Source organism: Vibrio sp. 10N.222.55.B11 (genome assembly GCF_041473705.1).
Lineage (GTDB): Bacteria > Pseudomonadota > Gammaproteobacteria > Enterobacterales > Vibrionaceae > Vibrio > Vibrio crassostreae_C.
Window position 1 is genome coordinate 111,673 of the sequence record NZ_JBFRST010000044.1, and the last position, 22,706, is coordinate 134,378.

A 22,706-nucleotide genomic window follows, 5' to 3' on the forward strand; every position below is an offset into this window, starting at 1 on the left:
CTTCAGGTATGACAAATAACTAAACCTGATAGAAAAACTGCCACCAAAGAGCAAAAGGCAAGACCTGACCCTATTGTTTTTTGTACGCAAAAAAACAGCAGTCAGTGATAGGGTTTAATCGCCAAATAAATTCTACGCAAACTACCATTTTCATGCCGGGCTAAATGACATGGTTCAGCATGCACTCCCAAGGGCCTCAAAGGGAAGATTGAGCACCTTCTGCCCATTTGGTCAGCTTTAAATCGTCCAAAATAAGCAGCACGCAAGGCACAACAATTGACGCTAGTAACGTAGCCGAGACTAAGCCAAACGCAATACTGGCAATTAACGGGATCAGAAATTGCGCTTGCGTACTGGTTTCGGTTAACAGTGGAAGCAATCCTGAAAATGTGGTTAACGAGGTGATAAATATCGCTCTAAATCGGTCACGTACCGCCTCTCGACAAGCGTCTATCAAGCGCTCGCCTTGGGCGATATTCTTCTTAATAAAATTGACCAACAGAATGTTATCGTTAACGACGATACCCGCTAAGGTAGCAAAGCCAACTAAGCTTGGAATAGTCAAATCGAACCCCATGCCCAAGTGCCCCCATACCACACCAATCCAGCCCATAGGGATTGCCAGCAGCACAGCAATCGGTTGAGTGTAGCTTTGTAACAGGAACACTAAAATAAGATAAATCCCCACCACGCCAAGAGCAAAGAAGGTCGCCAGCGAGGAGCCCGTATCTGAGCTTTCTTTATCCTGACCTTGCGAGGTGAAGGTGATGTCTGGGAATTTGTGTTGAGTTTGCGAGACAAATTCGCTATTGAACTGCAGCATGATTTCACGCGCATTGGCAACCCGCGTATCGATATTGCCTTGCACAACCACAGTGTTCATCCCATTAATGCGGTGAATTCGCGAGAAGGCTTGTTTTCTGTCAAACGTCGCAACACTTGATAATGGAACTAGGGTTCCATTGCCTGCCGTCACCATCAAGTTATTCAACTCATACAGGCTAGCTTGGTGCGTAAACTCATCCAGTCTCACACTAATATCCACCAGCTCGCCTTGTTGGAAAACCGTCAGATCAGTACTGCCTTTTACCGCGCTGCGCAGCGTTTGAGCAATGTTGGAAGCATTAACTCCCATCACGCTAGCTTCATCTTTAAGGTTAACGTGAAATTCGGTTCTGCCCTCACGCAGATCGGTGGAGAGGTTATAGACACCGTCAAATCCCTTCAACCATTTCACCAGCGAGCGGCTGACTTGATTGAGCTCTTGTAACGACTCACCCTGAACCCGAATATCAATGCCATTGCCAGCAATGCCCCGTTCTTTATCGGTAAACTTGAGTGAAACCACATCCGCCGTAGGGCCTACTTTTTGTTTCCAATCTTGGATCAGATCTTTAATGCTCTGCTGCCTAAATTGCGCTGGCAATAGATCGGCACTGACGGTTGCCATATGCGGCCCCGACTCATTAGCATCAGCATTTGAGTTGAACATGATCGTGGTGCTCGCGACCAAAGGTTTTGAGCTTGGGTATTTCTCTGCGTATTCTTGGTTGAGTTCATCAAGCGCGTTTGAAACCTTCTCCACCACCGCCTCTGTCTGGCTCAGTAAACTGCCTTGAGGGAGCAAGATACGCGCCTGCAGCACATCACTTTCCAAGGCAGGCATGGCTTTGAATTTCAGCCAACCTGACGAAATGGAAGCGGTTGAAATCATCACCACCATCACCAATATCCCTACTGAAAGATAAGGTGCATTCATCGCCTTGACACTCAATGGCACAAAGAATCTGTCTCTGATGTTTTCAAAACCGGCAATGAACTTGTCCCGTATAGGATTAGAGCGAGATTCAGTATGGCTATGTGCCAAATGAGACGGCAAGATCAAGAAAGCTTCTATCAGACTAACAAGCAAGGTAATCAATAACACGATGGGAATATAGCGTAGTACTTCGCCCATCTTGCCTGTGAGAAACATCAGCGGCCCTATCACCATGATGGTGGTAGCAAACGATGCAATCACACCTGGGAAGACTTGTTTGGTACCTTCAACTGCAGCGTCAAACGCGGGTAGCCCTTGTTGCCTCTTGGCAGCGATGTTTTCTGCAATGATCAACGAGTCGTCCATTAGCAGACCAATCGCGACAATCAGCCCGACCAGCGTCATCATATTCAGGGTATAACCGAGAAGTTGTATCGCAAAAATGGCGCCAAGGAATGAAACCGGCAGCCCCATGGTGACCCAAAAGCTAAAGCGAATATTAAAAAACGCCCACAACATCAAAAATGCCAGTGCTAATCCCTGTGCGCCATTGCTGGTGAGGATTCTCAGACGCTCAATAATATTGGTGCTGGAATCTTGGGTGATGGTTAAAGCGACGCCTTCAGGGGCTCTCGCTTGTTCTTTTTCAACGATGCTGACGATCGCATCTTTGACCGTTAAGGTATCTTGAAATTGCGTTTTGGACACCTGAAGCAAAGCGGCACGCTGACCATTGAACAGGATTTGATTTTCATCGCTAGTGAACTTCTGCTGAATAACGGCAACATCACCGAGGCGAACCTGAGTCCCCGTCTCACTGGATTTAATCACGATATTTTCGAAGTCTCTGACGTTGCTGCCTAAGTGGTCGAAGCGGACGCTGATCTCTTCCAAGTCATTACTAAATACGCCAGCAGGAGTGCTGATACTTTGCTGTTGTACTAGATTGGACAAGTCGGACACACTCAGGCCGTACTGCTGCAACTTCCACTGCGATACGCGAATTTCTATTTCTTGATCCGCAAAACCGCTCACGGTCACCTGAGCGATCAATGGGCTCTCTTTTAACTTGTGCTTAATTTGTTGGGCATAGAGATATAAGTCCCTATCTGACATATTGCCGGTAATCGCGACACTGGCCACCGTTGCCACTCGGTCCAGTTTCGACACCGTGATCTGCTCAACTCGATCCGGAAAATCACTGATGGCGTTAACCTGCTGTTGAATATCGCTGGTTAAAGTGTCAATGTCTTCATCATCGCCGATTTCCACATTGGCGATGACCAAACTCTCTCGGGCATCACAGCTTAACTCTTTAATTCCACTCAGCTTATCGAGAGAATCTTCCAACGGGTAACACACTTCTTCCATCATCTCAAAAGGTGACGCGCCCGGATAAACGATCCGAACCTCAATATTTTTGGTCGGCGTCAACGGAAAAGTGTCTTTCTGCAGTTTGGGCAAGGCAAAAGCCCCTAACAGTAGTACCGCCATCATCAGGACATTGGCGCCAGTGGTGTGCCGAGCAAAAAAAGCGATCATAATTTGCCCTCTTTCTGAATCGCGTTTAGGGCTTTAAATCCGCTCTGCGTATCCAACCAAAGGCCGATTTTCTCATCCGGTTGCGGTTGTAAAGCCATCCCCTCAACGGCGGGTGAAAGTTTACTTAGCACAACCACATCACCGAATTCCACGCCAGATTTGATCACCGCAACCTGCCCTTGGACGAAATCTATCCTGACAGGTTTGCTTTTCAGTTTACCTTCAGAGACAGTGTAAACTTTACCATCATGGATGGCGTTTATCGGTAGCAAGACTTGTTGCTCCATCATTGGTGCTTTAATCGTGACTTTAACGAAAGTCCCACGAATAAGTGGTGGCTTCTCCCCGGGAATGGCTTGCTGATAGGGCTGATTTACTTGTGCAACCAGGCTTTGGCTTTGAGTCTGAGCATCGATTTCACCGCCGGAGCGGCTGATCTCGGCAGGCCAAGTAATTACTTTATCGCCTGCTTGGAGCTCGACTGTCGCGCTCAAGTTGCTATGAACATCTTCGTCAAGCGAGTCAAAGCGATTGGAATTTCTTAGCGGACGCATTTTACCAAGCGGAAACTGCGCGCGAACCTCAACGGCATCGATGTCATCCGCTTTGAGCAGCAATTCCCCCTTGTTGACATACTCGGCGAGTCCAACCAAGGTTTCGACAATGCGAATATCAAATGGGGCTTTAATTACGGTTTGTTCGAGATCTCGGTTTGCAAGTGCTAGTTCCGTTTGCAAAACCTTTTGCTGCGCTTGATTAATTGCCAGTTGGTTTTTCTGTGTCTGGAGCTGTTGCTGGCTGCTGAGCAAGTCTTTGGTCGCGCGGTCTTTCTCTGTTTTGGAGATATGCCCGGTTTCACTCAATTTGATTGAGCGGGCATATTCTGACTGTTGTACCTCAAACTCTTTCTCTGCAATCTTGAGCGAATCGATAATGGTCTGATTCGTTAGCATTAGCACTTCAAGCTCAGCTTGCAAACGGGCAATAGTAAGTTGATAAGCGGTGGGGTCAATTCTAAGGAGTTCGCTGTCTTTGCGGATAATAGCGCCCGTTTTGTATTGCTCAGAAACCCACACAACCGCGCCGTCAAGTTCAGACTGTGCCTGCCAGTCTTGAACAGACTCGGTATGTCCATATCCGATGGCAGAAGGTTGGATATTTCGCGGCTCGACTTCCAACACCCGAACCACCTTTTTAGCAGCCGTATTACTCGCATTAGGCGGTTCAGCCTTCATCCCTGGTGCGATCACCAATAACGCGATGCCCAACAAAACAGGAGGAACAAACAGAGCCCTTTGTAACCAGCTATACCTAGTCATAGCGATTCCCTTACTATATATTAGCTTTTCCTTAAGCAAAAGGTAGCACACCAACATAAGCGGATTTGCTTCCTTGATCTCAAAATAAGTCAGGCCTCACAAATGGAGGCCTGATTGAATTGAGCTACTGATTGTTTTTGCCTTTGCCCATGGTATTTTTGGGGTTCACCATGCCTTGATGAGCATTAAACTCTTGTTGAGAGATAGCGCGATCCGCGTTGCTATCTAACGAAGCAAAACTGTGGCTTTGATTGATATTTTTCAACGTACGTCCCTCTTCTGCTCGCTGGGCAATACGTTCTGAGCGTGCTTGATTGAACTCGGCTTCGGTTATCTTGCCATCACCATCGAGATCAAACTGTGAAAATACTGGGCGTGACATATTGTTATTCATGCCTTTATTCATTCCACCAGCCATTGCTCCGAAGGCAATAACGATACCGAGTAACGCGATTATCGTGCTTTTGATTTTCATGACGTTTTCCTTCTCTTTGTTTCACTACTTAAGAATATACTAATGTAAGTAAGATAACGTCATGTGATGTAAAGGTATGTAAAGATGGCTAAGTAGATATCGATTTATGTTCTTATCGGTTTGTAAGCGCAGCGCAACAGAAATTATGAAACTTCTGCCGCTAGTACTCTGGTAAGAGTACAGGCATAGCTATGTCCAAATGGTTTTCAAATTATCCCAAACTTTCAGCCACCGAAACCGAAAAGCCAATGATATAAAATCCCTAGTTTCGAAAAATATGGCGATTTTTAGACATTCAGAGTGTTTTCGAACTTTTGCCCAGCAGTTTGCCTTGCAAATATCCAACAGACAAGGGATTACTTTTAGTAGGGCAAATACATGTTAACATTCTGTTAACTCTGACTGGTAATGGGGCAATAATGATTCCCAGAACATACAAAAAAGCCGCTGGATTGAACCCCAGCGGCTTATTATTTTCTAGCATCTAGCATCTAGCATCTAGCATCTAGCGCTTAGATTAGTTGTTGCTGTGTAGTTCGCTGTTTAGCTCAACAGCAGACTTGTTCGCAAGACATTCAATTTGGCCAGTGATTGAGTTACGACGGAACAGAAGATCAGAAACGCCAGCTAGATCGCGAGCTTTAATGATCTCTACTTCGTTGCCTTCTTTATCTAACATGCGAACCTTAGTACCCGCAGTCACGTAAAGACCAGACTCAACCGTACAACGGTCGCCCATAGGGAAGCCAAGACCAGCGTTTGCGCCTAGTAGGCAGTTTTCGCCGATAGAGATAACCATCGTACCGCCACCAGACAGAGTACCCATGATAGAAGCGCCGCCGCCGATGTCTGAACCGTTACCTACAACAACACCCGCAGAGATACGACCTTCAACCATGCTCACGCCAGTTGTACCAGCATTGAAGTTGATGAAACCTTCGTGCATTACTGTTGTGCCTTCGCCTACGTGTGCGCCAAGACGAACACGAGAAGTGTCAGCAATACGAATACCTGTTGGTACTACGTAGTCCACCATTTTAGGGAACTTGTCTACGCAATCTACAGACAGAGCACGACCTGCAAGGCGAGCTTCGATTTGACGCTCAGCCAGCTCAGGTAGGTCGATAGGGCCTTCGTTTGTCCATGCGATGTTGTGCAGTAGACCGAAGATGCCGTCCAGTACCGTACCGTGTGGTTGTACTAGGCGGTTAGAGATAAGTTGTAGCTTTAGGAAGCCTTCAGCAACTGATGCTGGCTTCTCGTCAGTAGCAAGAACAACAAGAACAAGTGGCTGTTCAGACGCTGCCGCTTTTTCTGCTAAAGATGCGTTAGCTGCATCATCGTTTGCTGCGAATGCCTTCGCCAGTTCTGCGCTTTGTGCAGCAGAGATTTCGATAGCTTGGTTGCCTTCAGAGTAACCTGATACTTCTGCCACAGCCGCTACAAGAGCGTCGCTTGGGTTTAGAAGTGGGTTAGGGAAGAACGCTTCAATGATTTTATTGTCGCGATTTTTGGTTGCCGTACCGAAGGCTAGTGAAAAATAAGCCATGTTGAATCTCCATGTGTTGAGTCTTGATTTTGCTATTCCAAAACAACGGCTCGAATAACAAGCGCTGCCGTTAGCAAAGTTAATTTAATTGCGTTCATCATAAAGAGAGCGCCCTCGTTATGAAAGGGCGTATCGGGATAAAGTCTGTAAAATGATATTGCTTGTCTTTTGAGAGATAGTTTTCATTATCCGGATATTATACCTCGCTCTTAAATATGGGCGTTCTTACTTAAGTAGCGCGGTGCCATTTCATTTCCATGCCTGACACTTATCTTTAGTCCATCCTCTTGTTAGCCGTATCAATAGAGTGAGTCACACTTTCTTTATAAATTCATGTTTATTATCAGAATTATTCGACTTCTGTTGATTAATCGCTTGTGCCTACAGTTAGGGTAAATACTCAACTTTCCAGACATGTAATTAAGAGAACGATCACTAAAACCCTGCAAGATGTCAGTATATTGCCTGCCATAACGACATTAAAACGATTAATAAAGGATCTTCTATGAATTTTACTAAGTCTTTACTGGTGTTATCTATCGGCGTAGCGATGGTTGGTTGTGGCTCGGACAGTGACGATATCGCAGTGACATGTGACACTGCCGCTTCTTGTACCAAGTTTACTGTTTTACATACCAACGATAACCATGGTCGCTTCTGGGAAAATAGTAAGGGTGAGTATGGAATGGCGGCTCGTAAGACGTTGATTGATAGTATTCGTGCGGAAGTGACTCAAAACGGTGGTGAGACGATCCTACTGTCCGGTGGTGACATTAATACTGGTGTTCCAGAGTCTGATATGCAGGATGCGATACCAGATTTTGTTGGCATGAACCTTCTTGGTTACGATGCGATGGCATTAGGTAACCATGAATTCGACAACACCTTGGATGTGCTTGAGATGCAATCTGAGCTAGCTGACTTCCCGATGCTTGCGGCGAATATTTATATCAAAGATGGAGACACAGTTACTGATGAACGCCTTTTCTCTCCATATAAAGTATTCACCATTAATGGTTTAAAGATTGCTGTTATTGGCCTGACAACCAAAGATACGGCTAAATTAGTTAATCCTGACAACGTCGCGACAATTCACTTTGCCGACCCACAAGTTGAAATCAAAAAAGCCATAAAAGAAATAGAGGCCAATGAAACGGTTGACCTGATTTTTGCTACCACGCATATGGGGCATTACGCAGATGGTCAGCATGGTAGTGAAGCGCCTGGCGATGTATTGCTTGCTCGCTCTCTAGAAGAAGGTCAGCTAGATGCAATTATTGGTGGACACTCTCAAAACCCTGTTTGTATGGAAGGCAATGAATACGCCGACTTCAACCCAGGGGATGACTGCAAACCTGATCAGCAAAATGGTACCTACATCATGCAAGCTCACGAGTGGGGTAAGTATGTAGGCAGAGCTGACTTTGAGTTTTATGACGGCAAACTGCATTTAGCGAAGTACGATCTGGTTCCTGTGAACCTAAAAGAGAAGGATGAAAACGGTGATTATCAGTTTATTCAATCTGAAATAAAGCCTGATGCAGCTGTAAAAGCTACTCTCTACCCATATCAACAACAAGGGCAAGATCTCCTCGATGTCATCATCTCAAAGACAGATGCAAAACTGGAAGGTGATCGTGATGTTGTTCGTTCAGAACAAACTAATCTTGGTCACTTGTTAGGAGAAGCATACCGCACTTATGAATTGGTGAATGCTGACTTTGGTGTAATGAACTCTGGTGGTGTCCGTGACTCAATTGCGGCAGGAGACATTGCTTATCGTGATGTACTGACGGTTCAACCTTTCGGGAACTTCGTGACTAAAGCAACGATGACAGGTGCTGAAGTAAAAGCGTATTTGGACGTTGTTGCGACGAAGACTGCAGGATCCGGCGCTTATGCCCAACTCGACAATATCAGCTTAACGGTTGACTGCGATTTGAGTGATGTGACCATTCGAGACATCAATGGCAAAGGTTTTGATTTAGCAGACACTTACACGTTCTCCGTGATCAGTTTCAGTGCGGCTGGTGGTGATGACTACCCAGTAATTGACGTTGAATCGACACAGTTAACGGATGCCTCGGTACTGCGCGAATTCTTTGTTAAGAACCCTGATGTCACTGCAGCGAATTACGCACCAGCGGATGGTGATCTAATCTACATGAGTAAAGGTTTAGAAGTAAAAGGCTGCCCTGCGAACTAATTTATAATTCGTAAACAAAAGCGCCAAAGAAAATAGCCAGCGAATCGCTGGCTATTTTTGTATCAGAAATTTGTTGTTCTGAGCTTAAACAAACAGCGCCTTATGAGCTTGTTCAATCCCTTCAATCAGCATCTGCATACCAATAACGGCGAGTATCAAACCCATCATTCGGGTAATTACATTCAATGCACTTGGTCCAACGGCTTTAACGAAGCGCTCGCCAAATACAAACAATACGTAGGTTAAGGCGCATAGTAGGCCAAAGGCGACGATGGTTTCGTAGATGCCTTCGGTGCTGGCAAAGTTCATCGCGGTGGCAATGGTGCCCGGTCCGGCTAATATTGGCATTGCCAGTGGCGAGACGGCGATACTGAGCGCCGCATCTTGTTGAGCGTCTGAGTTGACCTTCTCTTTTGCTTTAGAGTGTGTTGAGTCACCTTGCAGCATATGAAAGCCAATCAAGAACACGAGGATCCCGCCGGTGATACGAAGCGCGTAAAGCGTGATACCAAAGAGGTCGAAGATGAGTTTACCCGAGACAGCAAAGGTGCTGACGATGATGAAGGCGATGAACACTGAGCGGAAAGCGATAGACTTGACCGTTTCCCTATCATTATCACCTGTTAATCAAAGAAAGATCGGTGTGTTGGCGATAGGGTTCATGATGGCAAAAAAGCCCATGAACACGGTAATGGTATGAATGATGAGCTCTTTCATATTATTCCTTTGAAAATATGTAGTTAAATACGACAGCAGAATGTATTTAATCTTAGATACAAATAATTATTAGAAATAGATAGTATAGCAAGTGTGAATAAAAAACAGCCAGCATAAGGCTGGCTGTTTGGTTTTAGTGATAGGTGTAGAGTTTTAGTCGTCCGTTATTGCTTGATTCTCAACTAACAGACTCTACATAACAGGCAGATTGTGGGACTCACTTTGTCGTTATGCGTGTTGAGATTCACTCACTGCCACAGCCAATGCAACCGTCGCTCCGACCATTGGGTTGTTGCCCATGCCGATGAAGCCCATCATCGCCACGTGAGCAGGAACTGAAGAGCTACCTGCGAACTGAGCATCAGCGTGCATTCTGCCCATGGTATCGGTCATGCCGTAAGACGCTGGGCCTGCTGCTACGTTATCTGGGTGCAATGTTCGACCTGTACCGCCGCCTGAAGCAACTGAGAAGTATGGCAAACCTTGGCGAGTGCGTTCTGCTTTGTAGATACCCGCTACTGGGTGTTGGAAGCGAGTAGGGTTGGTTGAGTTACCCGTAATACTGACATCCACCTCTTCTCTGTGCATGATAGCCACACCTTCACGAACATCATCAGCGCCGTAACACAAGATGTCGCCGCGAGGGCCTTGTGAGAAACGGCGACGTTCTGTTTCAACAAGTTCACCTGTTTGGTAATCGTATTGAGTGCGCACGTAAGTGAAGCCGTTGATGCGTGAGATAAGATAAGCGGCATCTTTACCTAGGCCATTTAAGATCACTTTCAATGGGTTTTGACGTGATTTGTTGACGTTTAGTGCGATTTTGATCGCACCTTCTGCTGCAGCAAAAGACTCATGGCCTGCAAGGAAAGCAAAGCAGTGGCTCTCTTCATTGAGAAGGCGAGCAGCCAGTGCGCCATGGCCGATACCGACTTGGCGTTGCTCCGCAACACTGCCGGGTTTTGTGAATGCTTGAAGGCCTTCACCAATGATATTCGCTGCTTGTTCTGCGTTGTTCGCTTTACGGAACAGAGCCAATGCTGCACCAAGAGTGTAAGCGTCAGCTGCGCTTTCAAATGCGATAGGTTGAGTGTCCATCACTAATGCTTTTGGATCGACATTGTGTGATAAACAGTATTGGTTTGCTTGCTCTAAAGAGTCGAAGTTCATTTCTGCCAATACGCGAGTTACTGATTCATTAAATTGAGTGTTCATCATATCTTTCCTCTTTTATTGGCAAAAATTATTGTTGGCGTGGGTTAATGGTGGTCACGGCTTCGTCGAAGCGACCATAAGTCCCTGTCGCAAGGTCAGCAGCTTCGTTCGCTGGTACGCCTTGGTTAATCGCCTTCATCATTTTGCCGAGGTTGAGATATTCATAGCCAATCACTTCGCTGTGATCATCAAGTGCAAGCTTAGTTACGTAACCTTCTGCAAGCTCTAGGTAACGAACGCCTTTTGCTGCGGTTGAGTAGCTGGTGCCAACTTGGCTGCGCTGTGTTTGACCTAAGTCTTCTAGTGCTGCGCCGATCTCTAGGCCACCTTCAGAGAAAGCCGACTGAGTTCGACCGTAAACAAACTGCAGGAAGATTTCGCGCATCGCTACGTTGATCGCGTCACATACTAAGTCAGTATTCAGCGCTTCTAGAATGGTTTTTCCGGTGAGGATTTCCGCAGCCATCGCGGCAGATTGAGTCATACCTGAACAACCAATCGTTTCGATTAATGCTTCTTCGATGATGCCGTTTTTTACGTTAAGAGTCAGTTTTGCAGCACCTTGTTGTGGTGCACAAGTGCCAACACCGTGGCTTAAGCCAGAAATAGCGATGACATCTTTTGGGCTAACCATTGCGCCTTCAACTGGAATTGGAGCTGAATTGTGAAGATCACCCCTTTGAATAGGGCACATTGATTGAATTTCTGAAGAGTAGTGCATAATGTTTTCTCACTTATAGAGCCATTTAAGGCCTAGGGCGTTGAGAAAACAGGACGTGTTGGAAGAGGTGCGGCTAATTCACTACAGATCTTGAGTATCGATAATCCAAAGGTGTCATGGAACTTGGTCTTAATAGACTAAGTCCATTTCAAAATGGAGGAATAGCGATACGTCCAACAGTATTACCTGTTTTCGATTCTGTAGGAGTCATTAGCACTGTTGGGAAAGAACGGGCGGTTGAAGCAAAAGCTTAGGTGGAACCCCATCACCTGATGGCTATAGATTAGATCTTCCTCACACTTTCATGCAAGCGAATGTTTAGAGCGATTTCGACTATAAACAAGCTTCATTATATTTCGATAAGTATAAAAAAACGCCAATAACGAACTCTGATTAGAGGCGTCATTGACGTTTTTTAGAAAGGTATCAGCTAGTTAAGCTGCATCTTCTTCTGCGTCTTCAACAGCTTCAAGCTTCTTAGCTTTTTTCGGAGCTGGCTTACGCTTAGCACCTAATGCGTAAAGAACTTCTTCTTTGTTCTTCGCTAGGTACATTGCAAGTTCTTCTTGCTTGCCTTCATCTTCAACTAAATCGCTTTTGCCTAACAGTTCAAAAAGCTCATCAGCCATATCCAGCATTTTGTCGTATGCGTCAGCTTCGGCTTTAGAGGTAAAAGTCATTTTCTCTTCTCCGTTGCGTTCCACCACGTACTTGACGATAACAGCCATGGTTAATCCTCTAAGTTTGATAAATTTTACTGGCTTTTTATACAGTTTCTGATGTTAAAAGTCCAGTTGGAGCCCGTACTATGCGGCCTCAATCTTGATGTGCCGCCCAGTCTTCACAATAACTCATGAAAGATTTCAGCAGTGGGCTTTGATATTTGTCTTTATGGACCAGCATCCAGAATCGGCGTTTCATATCAAGTGGCACATTAAGCGCTTTTACTCGGCCTGAATCGATCGCTCGCTGAGCAGCTAAACGAGACAAACAGGCAAAGCCAAGACCGGCAGAAACAGAGTTGATGATTGCTTCTGTGGTGTTGAGTTCAAAAGATTCATACCAATGTTCGATGCGCGGTGCGACGGCACGAAGGAAAAACTCGCGAGTCCCTGAGCCTGATTCACGTAAAATCCAATGGCTGTCTTCTAAATCGCTTAAAATCACTTTTTCTTTGGCAACGAGAGGATGTTGATTACTAACAATAATGCACATTTCATCGCTGCTAAACTGACTCGAAATGAGTTCAGGGTGTAATGTTTTTCCTTCAATTAGCGCGATATCAAGTTCATAATCCACCAACTTTTGGCAGATCAGTGCACTGTTTGAAATGAACAAGCTTTGATCCTGATGTTGAGTTCGTTCGCGAAAGCCTGACAAAATAAACGGTGCGACCTGATTACCAATCGTGTCACTCGCGCCGACCTTTAGATTGCCACTTAAAGGCTGATCATCACGGAACAAAACATCAATACCAGCAGCACGATGTAATATTTCATCCGCCAATGGAAGTAACTTATGTCCCTCTTGGTTGAGAATTAATCGGTTGTTGACCCGGTCAAATAGAGAGTGGCCGAGTTGTTTCTCCATTTCGCCTAGTGCCATGCTGACCGCAGCTTTAGACAGAAACAGAGCCTCAGAGGCAGCAGTCAATGTCGAGTGCTGAGTAATAGTGACGAACACTTTGAGCTGTTTTATTGAAATATTAGCCATCAGATTCCTAGTTTTACTCTGCTGGTGAAAATGGATTCTGTTCAGTATTGATGAACACTTGTTATATATAATTGGATATTGTTTAACGAAGCGCAAGCGTATTATGGCTTCAACAAGCTGATGAGTTCACAAGTTTAGTGAATTAGGTTTAAGAGAGGCTGACATGATTCAACGTATTAAATATAGATTAACAGGAGCTCCAACACCCATGGCAGGGTTAGCACTCGCAATTGCAAGCTTAGGCTGGTGTTGGGATGGTGTTCTAGTCGCACAAGGTATCTTACACACACCGGGTTTGGTGCAGTGGATCAGTGCTGGCATTGCGGCGGTATTACTTCTTGTTTTAGCTGTGAAATTTTTGATTCATGGTCACCTATTGCGTGAAGATCTTGCTCACCCTGTTGTCGGCAGTGTGGTACCAACATTTGCAATGGGGTGCATGGTGGTGTCAGCGTCTTTGGCGCCAATCTCTCAATTCTTACAAGAAGCTATGTGGTTGGCTTCTGTGGCTTTGCATGTTGTGTTTCTAATGAGCTTTTTGTACCACAGAGCTAAAAACTTTGAGATTCACCACATGGTGCCAAGCTGGTTTGTGCCACCGATCGGTATTATCGTCGCTGACGTCTCTTTCTCAGGTAATCCAGTTTTAGAGCCAGTAGCTAACGCGACTTTGGTATTCGGCTTATTGGTTTACGCAGTAATGCTACCAATCATGGTTTACCGTTTGATCTTCTCTCACGAAGTGCCAGATGCTGCAAAACCAACGATTGCGATTATGGCAGCACCGGCAAGCCTATCTTTGGCGGGTTACTTAACCGTTACTGCTAACCCTTCACCTGTGATCATTGGTTTACTATTTGGTATTGCAGTGTTGATGACGTTCATTATCTATATGGCGTTTTTCAAACTACTTCGTCTTCCATTTAGCCCTGGTTATGCAGCGTTTACCTTCCCAATCGTGATTGGTGCGACGGCACTGTTTAAATTGGCGGCTTGGATGGAAAGTGTCGACATTGCAAGCCAATACATAACTCAAGTCCATGCTCTTGCAGTACTGGAACTGGTGGTCGCAACATTGGTGGTGAGCTATGTTGTGATCAGGTATTTAGCTTTCTATCGACCTGTCAAAACCATACTGTTTTCAATGCGTTTGTCGATGAAATAGACGATTAGTCTACTTTGTTTTTAATATCAATTAGATGGTTTGAAAAGTATAATTCAAAGAGTGTACATGAATTAATAGCTAAGATTTAATCGATAAGCTTCGAGTTGTCAAATGAAGGTGAATTTATGAAGTTAAGGGCTCTATTATCAGAAATAGCAAGTAACTGGGTGCAAGCAAAGACAGAGCCATTTTCTAGTCACCCTATTGCTAAGTTACTAAGGAAAGATCTAACTTCATGTTTAAAGGCTGAATTGGATCTTGATGAACGATTTCTGATGAAAGCGAGTGCCGGAGCCGGTAATTGGGCCGATGTCGCTTGGTTATCCATCCTCGACTCAAAAATTACAACTTCAACACAATCAGGTGTATATCCTGTTTATTTGTTTCGCTCAGATGGTTCTGGGGTTTACTTGTCGTTAGGTTTCGGAACCACAGAGTTAAAAAGCAAATATGGGACAACCTTAGCGAAGCAAAAAGCAAAAGAGATGCGAGATAGAATACGTACCTCAAACCAACAGCTTATGCAATGGGATCAGACAGTTGAGTTACGATCGAATACTACATTGGGTCAGTCTTATGAGTGGGCTTCTGCCGGTGCTAAGTTTTATCCGACAGACCAGATGCCAGATAATGATGCTTTAATATCTGACATCAAAGAGCTTTTAGAACTATATGCAGGTATTAATACACGTAATGAGCCTGTAGAACCTACAGTTTTCGTAGAGCGGCAATGCTTATCTAAACCATTCCTTCTTTTAGCCGGTATTTCAGGAACGGGTAAGACTCGCTTTGTTCGTAAACAAGTAGAAGCGACAGGTTCATTGAATGAAACCTATTGCCTAACTTCCGTGCGTCCTGATTGGCATGAACCAAGCGACTTATTGGGGTATGTCTCACGCTTATCAAAAGATGGTCAAGCGGAATACATCACCACTGATGTGTTGCAGTTCATCGCAAAAGCTTGGCGTGGAATCTTTGATAGTGGTTTAAGTGTTCAGGTTCACTCTAATGAACAGCGTGGAGAATGTTTGGTGGTCACTGGTGATAGTCAAACTCAACAAAAAGTACGACCTTATTGGCTCTGTTTAGATGAAATGAACCTTGCACCTGTTGAACAGTACTTTGCAGATTATTTATCAGTACTAGAGACAAGAAGTTGGAGTTGGGACAACGACCAATTTACCTACTCTAGCGATCCATTGCTGAAGCCATTAGCGTTAGGGTTAGCTGATGAGAACGGTGATACAGATGAAGTTTACGATAGAAAGCTGCGTTCAAGCTTAGGCTTTGATGATGATAAATATGATGAACTATGGCAGTTGTTCTGTCAGTACGGTCTGGGGATTCCATTTAACTTGATTGTAGCCGGAACGGTTAATATGGATGAAACGACCCATGGCTTTTCTCGTAAAGTTATTGACCGCGCATTGAGTATCGATTTTGGAGAATTTTTTCCTAATGACATAGATGAATTTTTTGAAGCGAAGAAACAACCATTAACCTTAGGTTATCCAATATATAGCCAAGCTAAGCTGGATCTGTTCTCTCAAGTTGAGGCTGATTCTACTGCTGAGAAAACGAAAGAGTTCTTTTTATCAGTAAATGCCGTGTTAAAAGGTACCGCATTTGAATTGGCTTACCGCGCATTTAACGAGCTTTGCTTATCAGTCATTAGCTTTTCTCCTAAGGATGAAGATGAATTAGCGGCTGTTTTTGATGATTTTTTAATGTGTAAGATATTACCTCGTGTTGAAGGTGATGAAGATAAGTTGACGACGGAAGATGGCGGTGCACTATTAGAAAAGTTAGTAGAAGTTCTATCAAATCAAAGCACCTTAAAAGCTATTTGGGATGGTGAACGTGCAGATTTATTGCGTCAGAATATTGAAGATAAAGACACATCAATCAAGGTAAGCTGCCGCTCAAAGATTAAGCTTGAGTATATGCAGTCGAAGTTGCAGTCAGGCTTCACCTCTTTTTGGCCATAATAATGGTGATAGGGAAGCAGTAAGGAATGGCGAAGCAAAAGCGTGTGACCATCAAAGCTAAGCATGAACATTTTACTATTTATGTTACATGTGATGATCTCAATAGCCCCTTAAGTAAATTAGAGCACACTTACAGACAACGTGATCAGGCATTGCCTTCCGGTGATGTTGTATTGATTAGTGTGGGGGGAGTAGTGGCTACATTTGATGATGAGTGTGCATCGTCTATCACTACCCCTTACTTTTTTGAAAATCGCCAGTATTGGTTTGATATTGAATTTGAAAGGCCAGTAATTAAGAATACTGCAACAGTTAATCATAAGCATCGTCTAATCGAAGATGCTTTTCATCTAACACGAAATGGTGATGGGCTACAAGCTGCTATTAATTTTGGTAATGATGTCGGTAACTGCCGTTTTAATATTGAGTATCAATTGGGAGATAAGCTTTGTAGTGCTGAAGTTAACTTTAATATCTTTGCTACAAAGATGGTGATTGATCAAGACCTTCCTTTAATTAATCGTACCATTGATGATATTTATCCTCTTTGGCGCTATAGCTTAAGTAGCAAAACAAGTCAGCATGTGAGTCAATCACAGCGCAGTACTGAAAAGTTTGAACTGTTTTGGCTTGCTCAGTTTCAGCGTTTGGTTGAAGACCTGCAAAATGGTGTAAAGCAAGTCATTAACTCCCCTCATAATCGACTGCAGTCTTTTTCTAAGTGTCAAAAGTTAGATCGGGTTAATAAACGATTGAACCCAAAGCAGGCGGAAAAGTCTCAACATTTAATTCAAAGCGGAGTGGCTACCCCAAGACTCCCTATTAGCTTTAAAAAACTCTATATTGATACGCCTGAAAATCGTTTTATTAAAATGGTTATTAATAAAGTCGCTAATAATTTACATCGTTTAATTTCTACTATTATCCGCACCGAAAAATCTCAATTGTCAGGCTCTTTTATTCAAAAGGTGCAAACGTGGCAGTATACGTTTAACAAAATGTGCAAGCATCAGCTTTGGCGTGAAGTTGGTACCTTCAAAGGGCAAGGTGGTGAGTCGAAGGTATTACAACAGGGTACTGGCTATGCAAAAGCCTATAAAGTATGGCAGCAGTTAAAATATTATTTAAATAACACTAACAATCAGACGGATATGTCGGTTAAGTCGGTCGCTGAGCTATACGAAATTTGGTGTTTTGTTGAAATTATGGCTGTTATTAAAAGCCTTGGTTTTAAAGAGATAAAGCGAGAGTTAGTTAAGTTAAAACAAGTGCAGTTTGAAAAGCAATTTAGTAAAGATGGAATGGCTGCTGCATTTGAGTTTAGACGAGATGACGGTGTTGTAATCAAATTAGCTCATGAACCGACCTTTTCGCCTAAAGGTGTGAAAGAACGCACTTGGATAGCAAATCAGCGACCTGACATCGTGCTACAAGTGACCCTTGAAAATGAGGAGTCCTTCTTTATTTTATTTGATGCTAAATACAGAATTGATAATTACCAAATAAAAGTGAATAGTGATAAATTCGATGCTGTCCCTGAAGATGCGATTAATCAGATGCATCGCTATCGTGATGCAATCATTCATCAACAAAAACTAGATAATGAAAACCCGATTAAGAGCCGGCCTGTTATGGGGGCCTTTGCCTTATATCCTGGTTTTTGCGATCAAGAGGCGACTCAAAACCCTTACCAAGATGCGATTGAACAAATAGGTATTGGTGCGTTTGCTCTGTTACCAAGTGCTAATCAATTGGGTCATAACTTGTGGCTGAAAAACTACTTACAGCAAAAATTAGGAGCGAGTATTGCAAGTCGCTCTAGGTTAAGTAATGACTACTATTTCATCGAAGATTCAGCTCGTATTTCACCTTATGGAAGCTGCAGTGCTCGTTATCAAGATCTGACGATGGTAGCGCCATTGAATGAAATAGGTCGTGATGATACTTACTTGAATCTAGCTCGGAGTGGCAAGCTTAAGGGGTATCATACACAACTATTAGCGACCAACCGCCAAAATGTGCACCGTAACATTGTTCGTGAAGTCCGTTATTTATTGATTACTGTTCGTAATAAGGTTACTGATAATAGTCAATTTTCAAAGTATCTATATCGTGTAGCTAATGTGAAGTTGCTACCACGAAGTAAAATAAGCCAACAGTTTACGGGTAAAGATAGTCAACAAGATGGCCTATACTGGTTTTTTGAGTTTACTGATGAGCCTATCATATTGAATACGCCGATAGAGAAGCCTTACAAAGAGCACTTTAGGTTCAAGCTAACTAAAGCTGAGTTATTGCATCAATTGCATCATTGGGATGACATAAAGGGCGATTATCAGCTTTATGCTGACCTAGACAAAGAGTGGTAATTGCTAATTGCAGCTACTGATGTTGGGTTTCTGTGCTTAAATAAAATCCAACTTAGCGGCATAACAGTAAGCAGTTAACAGGATTTAGCTTGAGCGAACAATAGATAGTAAGTTTTCGGCATTTCATAAGCTTATATTGCTCATCCAAACTCGGCACTTATGCTAATCTGGCTTTATATTGTGGCAAGATTAGCGTGAGTGCACTTTGTTTACTGTTTACCATTCCAATAAAGTCGATACTTTAAAAATTCTTCTCGTTCACTTGATCAAAAGTGACCCTTTAGCCAATCCTTTCGAAAAAGAGCAGATCTTGGTTCAGAGCCCGGGTATGTCTCAATGGCTTAAGATGGAACTCGCCAAAGAGTTTGGTGTAGCAGCAAATATAGACTTTCCTCTTCCAGCAACCTTCATTTGGGATATGTTTACCCAAGTGCTTCCTGATGTGCCTAAACGCAGTGCTTTTAACAAAGAAGCGATGACGTGGAAGTTGATGAGTTTGCTACCGGCTAAACTTGGCCACCCTGATTTCTTACCTCTGCAACGCTATCTTGAAAATGACGAAGACGGCTCTAAGTTGTATCAATTAGCCGAGAAAATTGCCGATATCTTCGATGGTTACTTGGTGTATCGGCCTGAATGGATGGCGATGTGGGAAGCGGGAGAGCCCGTTGCTGAATTGGTCGATGATGAAGGGCAGCAAGAGCACCCTTGGCAACCGATCTTGTGGCAAGCACTCTATGAGCAAACCTTGTCTCAAGGCCAATCAAAATACCACCGTGGCAATTTGTACCACGACTTCATTGAAGCGCTAGCAAATCAACAAGGTCAACTGCAGCACCTACCTAAACGCTTATTTGTGTTTGGTATTTCGTCACTGCCTCCTCGCTACATGGATGCCTTGAAAGCGCTTGGAGAACAGATTGATGTCCACCTTATGTTTACCAACCCTTGCCAACATTACTGGGGCGATATTCGTGACCGTAAATACTTGGCGAGAGTGGAAGCGCAGCGTCGTAAGCAGTTTGCTTTGGTTGATGGTTTACCTCAGCTAGAAGGCGAAGTCTCACCATTAAAAGATGGCATTGAAGCCAACGTTGAAGATGAACTGCATACTAGCCAAGCTGTCGGTAATAGCTTGTTGGCGTCTATGGGTAAATTGGGCAGAGATAACCTGTTTTTGCTATCTCAATCAGACAGTGAAGAGCACGAGTTCTTTATTGATGTAGAGAGAGACAGCCTGCTCCATCAATTGCAAGCCGATATTCTCCAGCTAGAAGAACATCAAGTTGATCACATCTTAGATTCCAGCAATCATAAACAGGTGGTTGAGCTTGGCGATCGTTCACTGACTGTACATGCGTGTCACAGCCCAATGCGTGAGGTGGAAGTTCTTCATGACCAGCTATTGGCGATGTTTGATGCCGACCCGACCCTGAAACCACGCGATATCATCGTGATGGTGTCTGACATTAATGCTTATAGCCCAGCGATTCAGGCGGTATTTGGTAATGCTCCGGGTGAGCGTTATATCCCTTACTCGATCTCTGATAGAACTGCAGACCAAGAAAGCCCAATTCTGACCGCTTTCATGCAATTGGTCGCGCTACCGAACACGCGCTGTTTAGCCTCTGAGTTGCTAGAGCTGTTAGAAATTCCTGCGATGATGGCACGCTTTGGTATTGACGAGTTTCAATTCGAGCAAGCCAAGCAATGGGTTGAAGAGGCGGGCATTCGTTGGGGGGTTGATGCTTCAACTGCAACAGAATTTGATCTACCTGCGACTGAGCAAAATACCTGGCTATTTGGTATTCAGCGTATGTTACTGGGCTATGCGATGTCAGACTCTGCGGGCTTGTTTGAAACTGAACATTCTCCGATTGCGGCTTATAACGAAGTTCAGGGTATTAACGCCGAACTTGCGGGTAAGTTAGCGCACTTTATTGACCGTATCGCTCATTACCGCCAACGACTAACTGAAACCCAATCAATCGATATGTGGCGTGAAACCTTGCTGCAAATGATTGATGATTTTTTTGCGGTTGAGCTGGAAGGTGAGGTGGTGCTTAAGTCGATTCGTGATGCACTTTCACAACTGAATGAACAGCTTGATGATGCCTTGTATGAGCAAGAGTTGTCGCCGAGTATCATCTATCAGTACTTAAATAATAAACTGTCGGGCGCCCGTATCAGTCAGCGTTTCTTAGCGGGACAAGTTAACTTTTGTACCTTGATGCCGATGCGTTCTATTCCGTTCAAAACCGTCTGTTTGTTAGGCATGAATGATGGGGTTTACCCTCGCTCAATGCCGCCAGAAGGTTTTGACCTGATGAACGGGCGCACTCGACCTGGTGATCGTTCTCGTCGTGATGATGACCGTTATCTATTCCTAGAAGCAATGCTGTCAGCACAAGAGTGTTTATACATCAGCTATGTCGGCCGTTCGATTCAAGATAATACTGAGCGAGTACCGTCGGTATTGGTTTCTGAGTTGATTGAGTACTGCCACCAGAACTACTGCCTAAGTGCAGATCAAGCGTTACCAAGTGATGATTCTGGTATCAAACTGACTCAAGCAATCAGCTTTGAACACACCATGACACCATTTAGCCCAGCAGCCTTTACGCAAGGTGATGCAGGTCATGTATTGAGCTACGCCAAAGAATGGCTTCCTGCGGCAAATCGTTCTGGTGAGCGCAGTGGTGAATTCAATCGTGCATTGGATGACTATTTGTTGGGGGCAACGTACCCGTTGGAATTGGACCTGGTTGAGTTACAGCGTTTTTGGCGTTTGCCAGTGCAGTACTTCTTTAATCGCCGTCTCAAAGTGGTGTTTGAACCGCCACTTCCTGTAATGGAAGACGATGAGCCATTCGTACTCAATGGACTAGAGAGCTTCCAGCTTAAAGATGCGCTGCTGCAAGTGTTGCTGGACCACCCAGAAGGTGCAGACGAAGCGGTGCGACTGTTTGTCTCTGAGCAAAAAGCCCAAGGTCGATTACCGGTCGGCGCCTTTGGTGACATCGAATTTGAAACCAACCGTGTTCAAGCGGAAGACTTAGCCAAAGAGATTAGATTTGTGAGCGGATCACCGCAGCAAGATCTCGAAGTGAATATCGAGTTTGACGTGTTAGGCGAAGGTAAGCCTGTTCGCTTGATGGGGTGGTTAACTCAAAACTATCAATCGGGTTTAGTGCGTTTTCGTAGTGGCAAAATACGCTCTCAAGATTACTTGGCCGCGTGGATCGATCACTTGTGTTGCGCAGTGATGGGCCACGGCAAAACGACTCATATTATTGGCTATGACAGAAAAGAAGGCGTGGTTCACCAAACGCTACAGCCTATTGGCGATGCGCAGCAGGCGAAGAGTTTGTTGGCGGAGTTAGTACGACTGTTCTATCAAGGTATGACTGCACCACTGCCTTACTTCCCGAAAACCGCATTGGCTGGCGTTGAAGCGGGCTTTAGCCGTGGTAAATGGGTCGATGATGAAGAGAAGTCACTTAAGAAAATGGCCGATACTTTTAATGACAGCTTCGCTTTCACTGGCGAGGGGCGAGATACCTACATCTCGCGTATTTGGCCTAAATGGGACGATGAGCTGGCTGCTGAGTCGCGTATGTATTCAACGCTTGTGTTACAGGCGGCAAGGTTGGCGGCGGCTGATCTGGAAGATCAGGAGTAAGTGGCAGTGATCGACAAGATCAGTAGCGTTTGCGCTGAATTATTTAATGATGAAAGAGAGTCGCTGGTCAGCATTTGGGATGCTTGCTTTCCTGGTGAAGGGAATCAAGGCGAAGAGAAGCAAGGTACAGGAAATAAAGTGGCCGCCAGTAAATCATTATTAGTGTAGGGCGTTCGCTGTACGGCCACAGGTCAGAGGGACCATTATTCTGTGGTTCAAAGTAACGCCATAAAGTACAAAACTCGTACGCGCTCCTGAACTCGTGGGCGCATAGTAGCGAGGCGAT

The 22,706-nt window shown here is 44.5% G+C and carries 14 protein-coding genes, 1 pseudogene and 1 riboswitch; of the genes and pseudogenes, 6 read left to right on the forward strand and 9 right to left on the reverse strand.

The annotated features are described in order from the left end of the window. Nucleotides 1-196 precede the first annotated feature (196 nt). From AB4503_RS16165 to dapD, 4 genes are all read right to left on the reverse strand, one after another. Complete coding sequence (locus AB4503_RS16165) at nt 197-3,301, reverse strand: efflux RND transporter permease subunit (protein ID WP_372115385.1); 3,105 nt, start codon at nt 3,299-3,301, stop codon at nt 197-199. Next, entirely contained in the window at nt 3,298-4,620 is a 1,323-nt protein-coding gene (locus AB4503_RS16170) for an efflux RND transporter periplasmic adaptor subunit (protein ID WP_372115386.1), read from the reverse strand. The genes AB4503_RS16165 and AB4503_RS16170 overlap by 4 nt, the downstream gene beginning before the upstream one ends. A gap of 124 nt (nt 4,621-4,744) precedes the next feature. Then, nucleotides 4,745-5,095: an EF-hand domain-containing protein gene (locus AB4503_RS16175; protein WP_017059884.1), complete on the reverse strand. Its 351-nt coding sequence runs from the start codon at nt 5,093-5,095 to the stop codon at nt 4,745-4,747. Nucleotides 5,096-5,612: 517 nt separating this feature from the next. Further along, nucleotides 5,613-6,644, reverse strand: coding sequence for a 2,3,4,5-tetrahydropyridine-2,6-dicarboxylate N-succinyltransferase (dapD, locus tag AB4503_RS16180; protein WP_371725094.1), 1,032 nt, complete (start codon nt 6,642-6,644; stop codon nt 5,613-5,615). Nucleotides 6,645-7,149: 505 nt separating this feature from the next. On the opposite strand from dapD, the gene ushA reads away from it, so the two are divergent. Further along, a complete protein-coding gene (gene ushA / locus AB4503_RS16185; RefSeq protein ID WP_017064205.1) occupies nt 7,150-8,850 on the forward strand; it encodes a bifunctional UDP-sugar hydrolase/5'-nucleotidase UshA in 1,701 nt (566 codons plus the stop codon). A gap of 84 nt (nt 8,851-8,934) precedes the next feature. On the opposite strand, the pseudogene AB4503_RS16190 reads toward ushA, so the two are convergent. The 5 genes and pseudogenes from AB4503_RS16190 to AB4503_RS16210 all read right to left on the reverse strand — a co-directional run bounded on the left by AB4503_RS16190 (nt 8,935) and on the right by AB4503_RS16210 (nt 13,216). Beyond that, a pseudogene (locus AB4503_RS16190) lies at nt 8,935-9,567 on the reverse strand (MarC family protein). Nucleotides 9,568-9,795: 228 nt separating this feature from the next. Continuing rightward, complete coding sequence (locus AB4503_RS16195; RefSeq protein ID WP_372115387.1) at nt 9,796-10,785, reverse strand: GGGtGRT protein; 990 nt, start codon at nt 10,783-10,785, stop codon at nt 9,796-9,798. 25 nt (nt 10,786-10,810) lie between these two features. Further along, nucleotides 10,811-11,503 carry an iron-sulfur cluster assembly scaffold protein gene (locus AB4503_RS16200; protein ID WP_017071044.1) on the reverse strand — a complete coding sequence of 231 codons (693 nt, stop codon included), beginning with the start codon at nt 11,501-11,503 and terminating at the stop codon, nt 10,811-10,813. Nucleotides 11,504-11,697: 194 nt separating this feature from the next. After that, nucleotides 11,698-11,782, reverse strand: a riboswitch (Fluoride riboswitch). 155 nt (nt 11,783-11,937) lie between these two features. Then, nucleotides 11,938-12,231, reverse strand: a complete 294-nt coding sequence (locus AB4503_RS16205) for a YebG family protein (protein WP_008223840.1) — start codon at nt 12,229-12,231, stop codon at nt 11,938-11,940. A gap of 88 nt (nt 12,232-12,319) precedes the next feature. Further along, nucleotides 12,320-13,216 carry a LysR family transcriptional regulator gene (locus tag AB4503_RS16210; protein WP_017059889.1) on the reverse strand — a complete coding sequence of 299 codons (897 nt, stop codon included), beginning with the start codon at nt 13,214-13,216 and terminating at the stop codon, nt 12,320-12,322. A gap of 208 nt (nt 13,217-13,424) precedes the next feature. Here AB4503_RS16210 and AB4503_RS16215 point away from each other — a divergent pair, with 208 nt between their 5' ends. From AB4503_RS16215 to AB4503_RS16235, 5 genes are all read left to right on the forward strand, one after another. Then, on the forward strand, nt 13,425-14,381 hold the full coding sequence (locus AB4503_RS16215) for a TDT family transporter (RefSeq protein ID WP_102394077.1): 957 nt from the start codon (nt 13,425-13,427) through the stop codon (nt 14,379-14,381). Nucleotides 14,382-14,485: 104 nt separating this feature from the next. Next, nucleotides 14,486-16,369, forward strand: coding sequence for an MrcB family domain-containing protein (locus AB4503_RS16220; protein ID WP_372115388.1), 1,884 nt, complete (start codon nt 14,486-14,488; stop codon nt 16,367-16,369). 26 nt (nt 16,370-16,395) lie between these two features. Further along, nucleotides 16,396-18,738 (forward strand): DUF2357 domain-containing protein, encoded by a 2,343-nt coding sequence (locus AB4503_RS16225; protein WP_372115389.1) that lies wholly within the window; start codon nt 16,396-16,398, stop codon nt 18,736-18,738. 205 nt (nt 18,739-18,943) lie between these two features. Further along, nucleotides 18,944-22,420 (forward strand): exodeoxyribonuclease V subunit gamma, encoded by a 3,477-nt coding sequence (recC, locus tag AB4503_RS16230; RefSeq protein ID WP_372115390.1) that lies wholly within the window; start codon nt 18,944-18,946, stop codon nt 22,418-22,420. Between the two features lie 6 nt (nt 22,421-22,426). After that, entirely contained in the window at nt 22,427-22,588 is a 162-nt protein-coding gene (locus tag AB4503_RS16235) for a hypothetical protein (RefSeq protein WP_372115406.1), read from the forward strand. Nucleotides 22,589-22,706 lie beyond the last annotated feature (118 nt).

What these genes read in the sequence shown, in the direction of transcription:
- AB4503_RS16165 (WP_372115385.1), bottom strand. Translation starts at nt 3,301, where the DNA reads ATGATCGCTTTTTTTGCTCGGCACACCACTGGCGCCAATGTCCTGATG.
- AB4503_RS16170 (WP_372115386.1), bottom strand. Translation starts at nt 4,620, where the DNA reads ATGACTAGGTATAGCTGGTTACAAAGGGCTCTGTTTGTTCCTCCTGTT.
- AB4503_RS16175 (WP_017059884.1), bottom strand. Translation starts at nt 5,095, where the DNA reads ATGAAAATCAAAAGCACGATAATCGCGTTACTCGGTATCGTTATTGCC.
- dapD (WP_371725094.1), bottom strand. Translation starts at nt 6,644, where the DNA reads ATGGCTTATTTTTCACTAGCCTTCGGTACGGCAACCAAAAATCGCGAC.
- ushA (WP_017064205.1), top strand. Translation starts at nt 7,150, where the DNA reads ATGAATTTTACTAAGTCTTTACTGGTGTTATCTATCGGCGTAGCGATG.
- AB4503_RS16195 (WP_372115387.1), bottom strand. Translation starts at nt 10,785, where the DNA reads ATGATGAACACTCAATTTAATGAATCAGTAACTCGCGTATTGGCAGAA.
- AB4503_RS16200 (WP_017071044.1), bottom strand. Translation starts at nt 11,503, where the DNA reads ATGCACTACTCTTCAGAAATTCAATCAATGTGCCCTATTCAAAGGGGT.
- AB4503_RS16205 (WP_008223840.1), bottom strand. Translation starts at nt 12,231, where the DNA reads ATGGCTGTTATCGTCAAGTACGTGGTGGAACGCAACGGAGAAGAGAAA.
- AB4503_RS16210 (WP_017059889.1), bottom strand. Translation starts at nt 13,216, where the DNA reads ATGGCTAATATTTCAATAAAACAGCTCAAAGTGTTCGTCACTATTACT.
- AB4503_RS16215 (WP_102394077.1), top strand. Translation starts at nt 13,425, where the DNA reads ATGGCAGGGTTAGCACTCGCAATTGCAAGCTTAGGCTGGTGTTGGGAT.
- AB4503_RS16225 (WP_372115389.1), top strand. Translation starts at nt 16,396, where the DNA reads ATGGCGAAGCAAAAGCGTGTGACCATCAAAGCTAAGCATGAACATTTT.